Origin of the sequence: Flavobacterium sp. GSP27 (assembly GCF_003970395.1) — a bacterium.
Lineage (GTDB): Bacteria > Bacteroidota > Bacteroidia > Flavobacteriales > Flavobacteriaceae > Flavobacterium.
Genome location: NZ_RYDP01000017.1, coordinates 1 through 12967 on the forward strand (window position 1 = coordinate 1; position 12967 = coordinate 12967).

General features: G+C 34.2%; 10 protein-coding genes. All 10 read right to left on the reverse strand.

The annotated features are described in order from the left end of the window. Positions 1–95: 95 nt before the first annotated feature. The 10 genes from EKM05_RS13000 to EKM05_RS13045 all read right to left on the reverse strand — a co-directional run bounded on the left by EKM05_RS13000 (position 96) and on the right by EKM05_RS13045 (position 12580). Positions 96–527 (reverse strand): protease complex subunit PrcB family protein, encoded by a 432-nt coding sequence (locus tag EKM05_RS13000; RefSeq protein WP_126515630.1) that lies wholly within the window; start codon positions 525–527, stop codon positions 96–98. 46 nt (positions 528–573) lie between these two features. Continuing rightward, positions 574–1707: an N-acetyl-alpha-D-glucosaminyl L-malate synthase BshA gene (gene bshA / locus EKM05_RS13005; protein WP_126459984.1), complete on the reverse strand. Its 1134-nt coding sequence runs from the start codon at positions 1705–1707 to the stop codon at positions 574–576. Between the two features lie 77 nt (positions 1708–1784). Next, positions 1785–3797 (reverse strand): heavy metal translocating P-type ATPase, encoded by a 2013-nt coding sequence (locus tag EKM05_RS13010; RefSeq protein WP_126555945.1) that lies wholly within the window; start codon positions 3795–3797, stop codon positions 1785–1787. Between the two features lies 1 nt (position 3798). Then, positions 3799–4980 (reverse strand): MFS transporter, encoded by a 1182-nt coding sequence (locus EKM05_RS13015; protein WP_126459990.1) that lies wholly within the window; start codon positions 4978–4980, stop codon positions 3799–3801. Between the two features lie 46 nt (positions 4981–5026). Beyond that, positions 5027–5647 (reverse strand): phosphatase PAP2 family protein, encoded by a 621-nt coding sequence (locus EKM05_RS13020; RefSeq protein ID WP_126459993.1) that lies wholly within the window; start codon positions 5645–5647, stop codon positions 5027–5029. A gap of 144 nt (positions 5648–5791) precedes the next feature. Next, positions 5792–8788, reverse strand: coding sequence for a glycoside hydrolase family 3 N-terminal domain-containing protein (locus tag EKM05_RS13025; RefSeq protein WP_126555949.1), 2997 nt, complete (start codon positions 8786–8788; stop codon positions 5792–5794). 13 nt (positions 8789–8801) lie between these two features. Further along, complete coding sequence (locus tag EKM05_RS13030; protein WP_126459999.1) at positions 8802–9284, reverse strand: ABC transporter ATPase; 483 nt, start codon at positions 9282–9284, stop codon at positions 8802–8804. A gap of 90 nt (positions 9285–9374) precedes the next feature. Then, complete coding sequence (locus EKM05_RS13035; RefSeq protein ID WP_126453357.1) at positions 9375–10166, reverse strand: (Fe-S)-binding protein; 792 nt, start codon at positions 10164–10166, stop codon at positions 9375–9377. A gap of 111 nt (positions 10167–10277) precedes the next feature. After that, entirely contained in the window at positions 10278–11609 is a 1332-nt protein-coding gene (locus tag EKM05_RS13040; protein WP_126555952.1) for a (Fe-S)-binding protein, read from the reverse strand. A 5-nt stretch (positions 11610–11614) separates the two neighbouring features. Further along, positions 11615–12580 carry an MlaD family protein gene (locus EKM05_RS13045; RefSeq protein WP_126460005.1) on the reverse strand — a complete coding sequence of 322 codons (966 nt, stop codon included), beginning with the start codon at positions 12578–12580 and terminating at the stop codon, positions 11615–11617. Between the last annotated feature and the right edge of the window lie 387 nt (positions 12581–12967).

Here is a 12967-nt window from a genome sequence, read left to right on the forward strand (position 1 = left end):
AAAAGGAGCAAAAAACTATAGTTTTCTACTCCTTTTTATTAACAATTAATTTTTAAAAAGACTTTTTCAGTGCCCTCTAGAAATAGTGGCATTTTTTATTTTATAAGAATCTCTTTCTTGGAATTTATTTTCACAACACAAAAAGGAGTCGTAAAAGCTTGTGTCACCATACTACCCGGCTCAGGATTTGTTTCTTGAACTGTTATAATTATATTTTTATCTGTTTCAATTACCTTATCAATTCCTATGGCATATCCGCCAGTGGTTTTCTCTCCCATATTCAAAACAACAAAATTAGCATTCAGAATATCATTAGCATTAATCTTATTTTTTAAGTTTTCATCATTCTGCAGCATTTTAATTTCGCTTGGCTCAGAAAGAATCTCAAAAAAACGGATACTAGCTCCACCATTAGTTTGCTGAGTCAAAACTTCATATAGCGCTGTAGTGGCATCTGTACTTTTTAAAGAAACGCTACCGCAGGAAACGACAGTTATAGCAAGGAACGACAGCATTACTTTTTTCATTTTTATGTTTTTACATTTAATAATTTCAAAAATAATTCCTGTGTGTTTATAAGTATTTATTAATGGCTTTTTGATATAACTCTTCGTAAAGGGGCAAAATATTTTTTATGTCAAATTGTTTGGCAACAGCTAATGCGTTTTCTTTAAATTTAGCAAGCGTCAAATCATCTTTTAGAATTTTCAATGCGTTTTGAGCCATTTCCTCTGTATTTCCTACATCACTTAAATAGCCGGAAATGCCTTCAAAATTAACTTCGGGTAAACCGCCTGAATTACTAGAGATAACAGGAACTTTACACGCCATAGCTTCAAGGGCTGCCAAACCAAAACTTTCTGTTTCAGATGGGAGTAAAAACAAGTCAGTTAAGCACAAAATCTTATCAATTTCGTTGCTGTTACCAAAAAAGATTACCTTGTCTAGTATACCCAATTCCTGACATAAATATTCTGCTTTTTCTTTTTCAGGGCCATCACCAACCATCATCAATTTAGCCGGAATCTCTTTTTGAATATTATAGAAAATTTTAATGACATCCGGAATTCGTTTTACTTTTCTAAAATTACTGATGTGCGTTATAATTCGTTCATTTTCCTTGGCCATGACTGAACGTTGACAAGGAATGTTCAGGTTATTTGTATTTTTATTCAATTCAATAAAATTAGGAATAACCTCAATTTCATTTTTTATATTGAATAATTTAAGCGTATCGTCTTTTAAACTTTGGGATACTGAGGTCACAAAATCTGATTTATTGATACTAAAAGTGACTGCTGGCTTATAAAACGGGTGATTCCCTACCAAGGTGATGTCTGTTCCGTGTAATGTTGTCACCATTGGAATATCAATGCCTTCGTCTTTCAGCATTTGTTTTGCCATATAGCCCGCATAGGCATGAGGAATAGCATAATGTACATGAAGCAATTCTATTTTATATAATTTTACCATATCGACTAATTTGCTCGATAAGGCCAGTTCATACGGTTGGTAATGAAACAATGGATATTCAGGCACATTTACTTCGTGGTAATGCACATTTGGACTTAAAAGTGCCAAACGTACGGGCTGACTGTAAGTTATGAAATGTATTTCATGCCCACGACGAGCCAATTCCAGTCCTAATTCTGTAGCGACAACACCACTACCTCCAAAGGTAGGATAACAAACTATTGCAATTTTCATGTATTTAATTTAATGAAACGAAATTAAGAAAAATAGGAATGTGTTTTATGGAATTTTAAGTTAAATGCAATACAAATTTAAAATTTCATTCGCTGAATTCGAACGGCATTTAAAATCGCCAATAAGGCCACCCCCACATCTGCAAAAACCGCCTCCCACATAGAGGCAAGTCCAGCAGCTCCCAGAATGAGAACTATTAGTTTTACGAAAAAAGCCAATCCAATATTTTGCCAAACGATTTGTTTTGTTTTTTTTCCAATGGTGATAGCGGTAAAAATCTTAGTGGGCTGGTCATTTTGAATGACAATATCAGCCGTTTCAATAGTAGCATCGCTTCCTAAACCACCCATAGCAATTCCCGCATCTGCCAGAGCAATGACTGGAGCATCATTTACTCCGTCTCCAACAAATGCAACTTTTAATTTTTGGTTTAAAAGTGCGGTTACTTTATTGACTTTATCTTCTGGCAACAAATTTCCGTAAGCTTCATCAATATTTAATTCTTTGGCTACAGCCAAAACTACCGCTTGATTGTCCCCAGAAAGTAATATTGTTTTGATATTTATTTTATGTAAACTTTCAATAGCCACTTTTGCATCTTCTTTTATTTCATCGGCAACAAGAAAATAACCTGTATATTTTTGATTGATGGCAACTACAACAATAGTGTACGGAATAGCATCAAGATCCGTGTCATAATCAATATGGAATTTTTTCATCAGTTTAGGACTTCCCACCAAGATTTCATTTCCATCTACAACACCTTGCAAGCCAAGGCCTGGAATCTCAGTGAAATTAGAAACAACAATTTTATTTTTAGGATTTTTGGCAAATTCTACTATTGCGGAACCAACCGGATGCGTCGATTTAGCTTCAATTGCTGCAGTATAGTTAACTAAATCAGACTCCAGAATTCCTATCGACACTACTTTCTGAACTTTAAAAACGCCTTTGGTTAAAGTCCCTGTTTTATCCATCACCACTACCTGAATAGCTGCCATAGTATCCAGAAATGTAGATCCTTTAAACAATATTCCGTTTTTACTTGCGGCGCCAATTCCGCCAAAATACCCTAACGGAATGGAAATCACCAAGGCACACGGACAGGAAACCACCAAGAACAGTAAGGCTCTGTACAGCCATTCCTTAAATATATACGTTTCTGCAAATAAGATTGGCACTACACATATAGCAATAGCGAGATACACTATTATTGGCGTGTATATTTTAGCAAACTTCCTAATAAATAATTCTGTTGGTGCTTTTTTAGCAGTGGCATCCTGCACCATCTGGAGGATTTTAGATAATTTGCTGTCTGTAAATGCAGTAGTCACTTCTACTTGAGCAATAGAAGTGCCATTGATCATTCCGGCAAGAATTGTATCTCCTTTTGACTTAGAATCCGGTTTGCTTTCGCCTGTTAATGCAGCAGTATTGAAAGTGGCATAATCCGAAAGCAACATTCCATCTAATGCTAATTTTTCTCCGGGTTTTAATTCTATGACAGCTCCAATAGCCACTTCCGAAGCTTTAATTGCAATCACATTTTGTCCCATTACAACGTTTGCAACATCAGGTCTTTGATCCAGTAATAATTTTATATTTAATTTTGCTCTTTTAACGGCGAGCATTTGGAATAATTCACCAATGGAGTAAAATAACATGACAGCCACTCCTTCGGCATATTGACCAATTCCAAACGCACCTAATGTAGCTATTCCCATTAGAAAAAATTCAGAAAAAATAGCTCCTTTACCAATACTAGCGTAAGCTTCTTTCAAAACTGGAAGCCCTACCGGAATGTAAGCTGCAACATACCAAACGATTCGAAACCAACCATTAAACCAAGATTGAGGAAAGTAATTATCAAACAATAAAGCAATCAGCAATCCTATAAAACTAATTATAGATGGTAAAAACATTCTGAGGGTGCTTTCATTTCCGTTAGAATGATCGTGATCTTCCTCATCGTGATTTTCTGACTCACTGTGAGAGGAACAACATCCTGCATCTTGCTCTGCTTTATTTACTTTTTTTTCTTCTACTGCGCAACATTTGTTGTCAGGTAAAGTTTTGTGTTGGGAAGCCATTTTAAATTGTTTTATATTTAATGAAAAACGAAAAATAAATAATAATAAGTAATGTGGTTATCCCAGTAATAAAAAATGTAGTATTCGCACCAAATTGATACCAAAGGACCCCGGCAAAAGAACTGGCCAATAAGGCGCAAATACTTTGAAATCCAGAATAAGTTCCAATAGCAGTCGCAGTATCTTTTTTATCAGAAATATTACTGATCCATGCTTTCGAAATCCCTTCGGTTGCAGCAGCATACACACCGTAAATTAAAAATAATCCACCAATAATATAACTGTTTTTAGTAAATGCCATTCCAAAATAGACAATTGCAAATAGAAAAAGTCCAAAAGTAAACATTTTCTTCAATCCAATTTTATCAGCAAAAATTCCTAATGGAAATGCACAAAGAGCATAAACCAAATTGTAAAAAATATAAATCTCTATTACCACAGTATCATTTAAACCTGCTTGCTTCGCTTTTAAAAGTAAAAAAACATCGGAACTATTGAATAAGGCAAAAGCTAATAGTCCTGTTACTACTCTTCGATATTGTGCAGGACTTGTTTTCCAATAGCTAAGAAACGAGAAAAACGAAATCTGTTTTACCTCCTTTGCCTGTACCTTAAGTTTATCGTTAAGCAAAAAAGAAGCAAATACCGCTAGTAAACCTGGAATAAAAGCAACATAAAAAAGCATTTTATACTGTTGTGGATAAAAATGCAGATAAATCAAAGCCATAACAGGTCCTAGAACGGCACCAAACGTATCCATTGATCTATGAAATCCAAATATCTTTCCTTTCGTTTCAGCAGTTGCTTCATCAGATAAAATCGCATCTCTTGCACCAGTACGAATTCCTTTTCCGAAACGATCAATTGCTCTGGCAAAAAATATCCAAAGAGGGAAGACGAATACCGCCATCATGGGTTTTGAAATAGCACTTAAACCGTAGCCCAGACGCACAAATGGAACACGTTTACCTGAACTATCAGATAACTTACCAAAATATCCTTTACTTAATCCAGCTAAAGCCTCGGCAAAGCCTTCTAAAACACCAATTAATACTATCGAGAACCCAATCGATTTAAGGTATATAGGCATTATTGGATAAAGCATTTCGCTCGCTGTATCCGTAAATAGACTAACCAGTGATACTATCCAGACTGTTTTTGAAATATAATTTAATCTTTTCATTTTGAATTATTTTACGTTTTCATAGAACAGTAAACAGTATAAACCGTTATTTTTCCATTCTTGATCTTTTCTTGTTAAGCCATTTATTAGCCTTATAGGTTAGGTAGGCCGACCCACTTCCTAAAACGGCTCCTGCCACTACATCGCTTGGATAATGAACGCCTAAGTGCATTCGAGAATATCCCACGGCACTTGCCCATACAAAAGACGGTGCAATAACATACCATTTATGATACGCTAAACTAAGTGACGTTGCCGTTGCGAAAGCTGACGAAGTATGTCCCGAAGGAAATGAATAACCCACGGTCGACGCTGCTTGATCAATATCAGGATAGGTTTTAAATGGTCGCTGTCTTTTTATAGTATGTTTCAAAGCGGTAGTAATAAATGCATTTACTAAGAATGCTTCTCCAACAAAAATTGCCTGTTTCTTGGCGGCATTATCTTTCTTTAATAAACCAACCGAATATATAATAATAGGAGTAACAAGACCGATGGGAACCGCACTATTCGTTATTAATTTAAAAGTAGGATCTAAATTCTTATTTCGATCAACATTGATATCTCGTAGAATATTTATATCATTATTTTGAGCATTTACAAAAGTCATGCAAAAAAGCCATACAATTAAATTGATTTTTGCAATTACAGTATTCTTATTTTTCATCCTATTGTTTTTATCTCAAATATACTATAATACAGGTGAACTTTGTAACGAAATACTTCTAACAAAATCATTTTAAAAAAAATAGTTCAAATGAAATTGACTATAATTTTATTTGAACTATTTTATTATTACGTTAACGTTTGCTTAGTTTATAATCGCTTCATAAATTACCCTTTGGATATCTTCCCGAATATTTTCTTTCGATAATCTATTTTCACTTGCAATTGGGAAAGTTCTATTAGATAAAAACACATAAACAATTTGCGTTTCAGGATCAGCCCAAGCCATTGTACCTGTATAACCAGTGTGACCAAAACTCGTCATTGAAGCACAACCGCACGTAGGTCCTACAGCACCTAATTGTGGTTTATCAAAGCCCACTCCTCTCCTATTTCCGGCGGCACAAAAATAGCACGTATTGAAATCATCAAATGTTTTTTCAGAAAAATATTGCCGGTTTCCATAATTTCCTTTTTGTAAATAAAGTTCCATTATTTTAGCCACATCCATAGCATTCGAAAAAACACCTGCGTGACCTGAAACCCCACCTTCTAAAGCAGCGGACAAATCATTGACATATCCTTGTAAAAGTTGACGACGGAAATAGGTATCTGTTTCCGTTGGCGGAATTCTGTTTTTATCAAATTTAGTCAATGGATTGAAACTTGAATTGTTCATCCCGAGTGAACGATAGAAATTTTCTTGAATTAAAACATCTAATGGTTTACCCGTTGTCTTTTCTAAATAATCCTTCAGAATCATAAAAGTAAGATCACTGTATTTGTATTCTTTTTTTAATGACAGTTTACTCTCAACAATCATTTTCATAATTGTGTCACTAAAATCATTTCGTATAAAAAGACTGTCTCCTAGTTTTTTCGAAAACTGCTCTTCAGCAATTTTTCTAAAATAAACATCAGAAGGAGATTGCGATTTATTCATTGTAGCCTTGTAAAATGGTATTCCTGCTACTAAACCTGCATAATGCGACAATAAATCCTTGAAATTAATATTTGCCTTATTGGAATCTTTAAAAATAGGAGACATTGATCCTAATGTTGTTTCCAAATTTATTTTTTGCTGATCGTATTGCTGCATCACATTAGGCAATGTAGCTATAATTTTCGTTAATGAGGCAACATCATAAATATCGGAGTCTTGCACTTTAATCGTTCTATCATACGTATGATGACCGAATGATTTTTGATAAATAACTTTTCCTTTTCTGGCTACCAATACCTGAATTCCAGGAGTCATTTTAGCGTCAATTGCTTTAGTAGCAATACTGTCAATTTTTGATAAAATCCTTGAATTCATCCCAACATTTTCTGGAGTTGTGAATCCCAGCCGATTCAATTTTTCTGTTGGCAAACCATCATTTACATTAAAACTAGTATTAATAGAAACCGGTAGTTTCCCTTTAGCTTCAATAGCCCCAAAAATTAGTTCTGCCGAAACGACCTGTGCAACTGCACTATTTTGATAAGAAACAACTAAACCTTCAATATCTTCAAAATTTATAATTGGTAATAAAGCGTATGGTTTTGCAAAAACATCCAGAATTACAGTATTATTTTGGGCTAGAAATTTAATTTTTGCCAACTCATCCAATCTTAGATCATGATTACTAAAAGCAACATCTGATTTGTGATAACCAATGATTACGGTTGTAAAAGGGTGTAATTTCACTTGAAGACTATCCAAATTCACATCTGAAATCACAGTTACTTCAGTGTATTTTTTTAAAGTTGAAACAAAAACATCATTGTTGTCATCTCCCATTTTTACATAAGCGATTTTTTGTTTGTCCAAATTTTTAATCGGCAAAACAGCAGCCGTGTTTTTTAGAACGGTAATTGCATTTTCATACAACTCATAGTGTAAAGCTTCATTTTCAACTGAATTCAAATCGGTGTATAAATTTTCAGTGGCAATTGGTTTAAAATTATTCAAATTCGCTTTGTACTTGAATTTCAGAATTTTTTTTACGGAAAAAGCCAATCGTTCCTCCGTAAATAAATTTATAGAATACGCAAATTTAAATTTCTCAATAGCAGCAGGAACATTTTCAGGAAACAGCAGCACGTCATTACCGGCTATAAAAGCTTCAAAATTGATTTCACTGGGTAATTTAAATTCGCTTACACTTTTCATATTCAAAGCATCTGTAAAAATAAGTCCTTTGAAACCCAATTCTTTCTGAAGAATATCAGTAACCACATTGTAGGAAATTGAGGAAGGAAAATTAGGTCTTGGTTCTATGCTGGGAACGTTTAAATGGGCTACCATAACGGACGAAAGTCCTTCATGAAACATTTTTTTGTAAGGATAAAACGCTAGGTTTTGTAATTGTTCTTTTGAGGAATTTATGGTCGGTAATTTTTTATGAGAATCCGTATCCGTATCGCCATGTCCCGGAAAATGCTTTCCTGTTGAAAATATGCCTTGACTTTGTACCCCTTTCATCAAAGCAATAGCATGTGCTGTAACCTTGAATTTATCTTCACCAAAAGAACGAAAACCTATGATAGGATTTTTAGGATTGGAGTTGATGTCAAGAATTGGAGCAAAGTTAAATTGCAATCCCAATCGCTTGTTTTGTTGTCCTATTTGAACACCTACTTTCTCCAATAATTTCATGTCTTGGATGGCTCCAAGAGTCATATTCCAGGGATAACTGTAGGTAGAGTCCAATCGCATACCCAAACCCCATTCCGCATCACTACCAATAAACAATGGAGTTTTTGACTTGGATTGAAAACGGTTGGTTAATTTTGCCTGACGAACAGGTCCACCTTGAAAGAAAATTAATCCTCCAATTTTATGATCTGTTATGAGTGTATCAATAGCTTTAATATGCGCCGAATCTTTATTGGAATAAGCGGCAACCATAAACAATTGTCCAAATTTTTCCTCTAAAGTCATTGCGCTGTAAACACTATCAACCCATTTGTTGCCTTGAGGAGACAATTCAAAAAGTGTGGGCGTATTACTTAAAGCAATACTGTCTAAATTTTCAATTTTGGACGGAATGTTGGTTACAATTACTTTATTCTTATTTGTTTTTGTACCAACACAACCAACAGCAATAAAAAGAAATAAGACATAAAAAAAACTATTTCTGATGCTTATCTTTTTCATCTGACTATTTTGTTTAAAAAAAACGACTGTGCCAGCTATCAATGGCAGGAACTTCCCAGGATTCATTGTATTCTTCTATATTATTAACTAAATTATTGAAAACGATGGTATTTTCAGTAACCGCTTTATCTTTTACCATTTTCTTGAAATCAATCAACGGCTTGTGTGCTATATGTTCTCCAAGTTTGAAGGTAACGTTCATTTTATCCAATAAATCTACGGTATATTTTTGTTCTAAATTTTGAATAAATTCTACAGAGGAATCTATAGAGCATCCTGTTGCAGCTTGTACATCCTGATTTACGGCAATAATGATAAACCGGTTGTATTTTAATTGGTACGAGGATTCTAGACTAGTACCATGCGCAGCCCAACCTTCCAGAAAAGATTGCAAGGCGCTTTCTATTTCAGAAAATTCGGCATCCGAAAATTTTCTGTTTGATTGATAAATCCAGATTTTAGATTCTTCGGGTAAATTTTCAAATGGAACGTACATACGATTTTAGATTTGTAATTTTAGATTGTAGATTTATGAAGTTAGGTGTAATAAATTATAGAGCATTGCTGATTACTTAGACACTGTACACTAAAGATCCTGCGCATTAGCAATTAGTTCCGCAATATCCATCACTTTTACTTCGCCTTCTTTTTCTTTATTTTTAATACCGTCCGTCATCATGGTATTACAAAAAGGACAGCCTGCGGCAATAATTTCTGGTTTTGTTTCTAATGCCTCCTCGGTTCTTTCTATATTGACTTCCTTATTTCCAGGTTCAGCATCTTTAAACATTTGGGCTCCACCTGCACCGCAACATAAACCGTTAGCTTTAGAACGCTTCATTTCAACTAATTCAGCATCCAATTTAAGAATCAATTCTCTTGGTGCTTCATATACATTATTAGCTCTTCCTAAATAACAAGGATCGTGAAAAGTAATTCGTTTACCCTTGAATTGTCCACCTTCAATGGTCAGCCTTCCGTCATCTAACAAGGATTTCAAAAACTCCGTGTGGTGAACCACTTCGTATTTTCCGCCTAATTCCGGATATTCATTTTTTAGTGTATTGAAACAATGTGGACAAGCGGTAACAATTTTTTTTGCTTCGTATGCATTCAAAACCTCAATATTCATCATGGCCTGCATTTGAAACAAAAACTCATTACCAGCTCTTTTGGCAGGATCACCTGTACAGCTTTCTTCAGTACCTAAAACGGCAAAAGGAACATTAGCCCGATTTAAAATCCGAACAAAAGCCTTCGTTATTTTCTTCGCTCTATCGTCAAAACTTCCTGCACAACCCACCCAAAATAAAACTTCTGGTTGTTTCCCTTGAGCTAACATTTCGGCCATGGTAGGCACTATTAAATTCTCTGACATACTATCTTGTTGATTCGGTTATTTGCTTATTTGGTTAATGACAAAATCTTCATTTGTAAATCGGTTATTCGTAATACAAATAGCCTATTAAACAGTGACGCGATTTAACGCCTATTCGTTTTTCCAATTCAATCGGTCTTGCTGATTGTATTGCCATGGCGCACCGTTATTCTCTATATTAGTCATCATGGCGTTTATTGGCAGTGGGGCCGCACTTTGTTCCATTACTAAATAGCGACGCATATCCATAATAATTGAAAGCGGGCTAATGTTTACAGGACATTCTTCCACGCACGCATTACAAGAAGTGCATGCCCAAAGCTCTTCTGGTGTGATGTAATCGTTTAATAATGTTTTGTTGTCCGGAATAAAAACACCTTTATTGGCATCAATATTTCTTCCTACTTCTTCCATTCGATCTCTGGTATCCATCATAATTTTACGTGGAGACAATTTTTTTCCTGTAATATTGGCTGGACAAGCTGACATACAACGACCACATTCTGTACAGGTATACGCATTCAATAATTGAACCCAGTTTAAGTCCTGAATATCACTGGCACCAAATTTACTTGGAACCGCATTCTCATCCACTGGTGCTGCCGCAAAAGGATCAGCATTAGGATCCATCATTAACTTCACTTCTTTAGTAACGGATTCTAAATTATCAAATTGTCCTTGCGGATTTAGATTTGCAAAATACGTATTTGGGAATGCTAACAGAATATGTAAATGTTTTGAAAAATACAAGTAATTCATAAAAATTAAAATACCCACAATATGCAACGACCAGAATATCTCTGAAAGCAACATTACCAATTCATTTGACATTCCGTTAAAGATAGGTTCAATAAATTGACTGATAGGAAACCAACCGGCTTTTATAAAATGAGAAAAACCTCCGGGGACATTTTGTAAATGCAAATCAGAAGCGTTCATCAATAAAAATAATGTCATAAGAACCACCTCAAAATACAAGATATAGTTTGCATCATTTTTTGGCCAGCCTTTTAAATCAGAGCTTACAAATCTTTTCAATTTGATGGCATTTCTTCTGCTCCAAAAAGCAAAAACTGCTACTAAAACTAAAAAAGCTAAAATTTCGAAAGAAGCAATCAGCACATCATACGTAGTTCCTAAAAAAGCAAAAACACGATGTGTCCCAAAAAGTCCGTCGATAATAATTTCTAGCAATTCAATATTTATAATTATAAAACCCACATAGACAATAATATGCAATGCTCCAGCGATAGGTTTTTTGACCATTTTTGATTGACCAAGAGCTATCATGGCCATATTAATCCAGCGCGCTTTTGGATTATCAAAGCGATTTACATCCGTTCCAAGATTGATATTTCGTCTGATTTTTTTAACACTGTTGAAAAAATAACCAAAACCAATTACCAATATAACGGCAAATAAAATGTTGTCTAAGTAGCTCATAATTGCTATTTTATTTCATTAGATATAGAATCATTTACAGGACCTACATACGGTTTATTTTTCTTTCCAAATAAAGAAATATTGACATATCGAGTGGGATAAAGTCTAATATCTTGCAATAATAATTCTAATTCTTTTGTGGCGTTTTTTATGTTTTGGTAGAAAGCCTCGTCGTTTAGCAATTTACCCATAGAACCTTTCCCAGATTCTAAACCACTCATAATACCATCAACTCTTCCTAGAGTTGCATTGAGATTTTTTACCGTTTTTCCAAGATCGGCTTTATTCAAGGAATCTGATATTTTAGAAAAATTACCCGATATTTTAGAAAAATTGCTAACGACTCCGTTGATTTGTGCTTTATTCGTTTCTAATAAAGTATTGACATTTAAGGACACTTTATGAAATTGTTCAATGGTTTTGCTCAATTCAGCTAGAGTGAGTTTTAAATCCTGCTGCCCTTTTTGATCCAGAACGTTATTAAAACCGGAAATTAATTTATCCGTGCTTAACAATAGTTTTTCTAGTTTTTCCTGAAGAGGTGCTAATTGATCCCCTACTTTATCAGTAAGTCCTAATTTCACTCCGCCTTGCAATTTCTGACCATCAAGTGCCAAGCTTTTATCTTTAAAATTAGGGATAATTGCAATTTGTTTTCCTCCAATAAATCCTGGCTCATAAATAGAAGCCCTACTGGATTTAGAAATAGGAAAATCAGTTTTCAATTGCAATTCAACTAATAATAGTCCTGTGTTTTCATTTATGGTAATACTATTTACTTTACCAACCACCAAACCGTTCAGGGTAACAGGTGAGGATGTGGCTAGACCTTCAACACTTTTATATTCTACATAAAATGTTTTATAATTTGTGAAAAGATCTCTTCCTTTCAAAAAACTATAGCCCCAAATAAATAATAAAATAGAAGCAATTACTAAGATAGCAGTTTTAATTTCTCGTGTTATTTTCAAAATTCAAGTATTTTTTACAAATTTAATGTAAAATATTTTAAGTTGTTGTTATTATTTAAGAGCTTATTCTACACTTATTTTTTCTCCAACATTAAATGCAATTAAGTGTCCGGACGTATCTTTTTAGGTTTAACCATATCGATATTTTTTGCTAAATAATAATCTGATATTTAGATTTATAACTAATACTAATGATCCTGTCATCCGCTATCAGTAGAAGCTCTTCAGACACTTTGAAATTAGATGCATTTAACTTTTTATTTAATAAAACCAGTTATAGTTTAACAAATATGTTGTTTTGGGATAGACTACTTGAACATCGTACGCATCTTTAGATCTGTTTTTTTAACTTTAATATTGTCGTAAGCGCATTTACTTTTCAACAAA

Coding starts and splice junctions, on each gene's coding strand:
- EKM05_RS13000 (WP_126515630.1), bottom strand. CDS start 527: ATGAAAAAAGTAATGCTGTCGTTCCTTGCTATAACTGTCGTTTCCTGC.
- bshA (WP_126459984.1), bottom strand. CDS start 1,707: ATGAAAATTGCAATAGTTTGTTATCCTACCTTTGGAGGTAGTGGTGTT.
- EKM05_RS13010 (WP_126555945.1), bottom strand. CDS start 3,797: ATGGCTTCCCAACACAAAACTTTACCTGACAACAAATGTTGCGCAGTA.
- EKM05_RS13015 (WP_126459990.1), bottom strand. CDS start 4,980: ATGAAAAGATTAAATTATATTTCAAAAACAGTCTGGATAGTATCACTG.
- EKM05_RS13020 (WP_126459993.1), bottom strand. CDS start 5,647: ATGAAAAATAAGAATACTGTAATTGCAAAAATCAATTTAATTGTATGG.
- EKM05_RS13025 (WP_126555949.1), bottom strand. CDS start 8,788: ATGAAAAAGATAAGCATCAGAAATAGTTTTTTTTATGTCTTATTTCTT.
- EKM05_RS13030 (WP_126459999.1), bottom strand. CDS start 9,284: ATGTACGTTCCATTTGAAAATTTACCCGAAGAATCTAAAATCTGGATT.
- EKM05_RS13035 (WP_126453357.1), bottom strand. CDS start 10,166: ATGTCAGAGAATTTAATAGTGCCTACCATGGCCGAAATGTTAGCTCAA.
- EKM05_RS13040 (WP_126555952.1), bottom strand. CDS start 11,609: ATGAGCTACTTAGACAACATTTTATTTGCCGTTATATTGGTAATTGGT.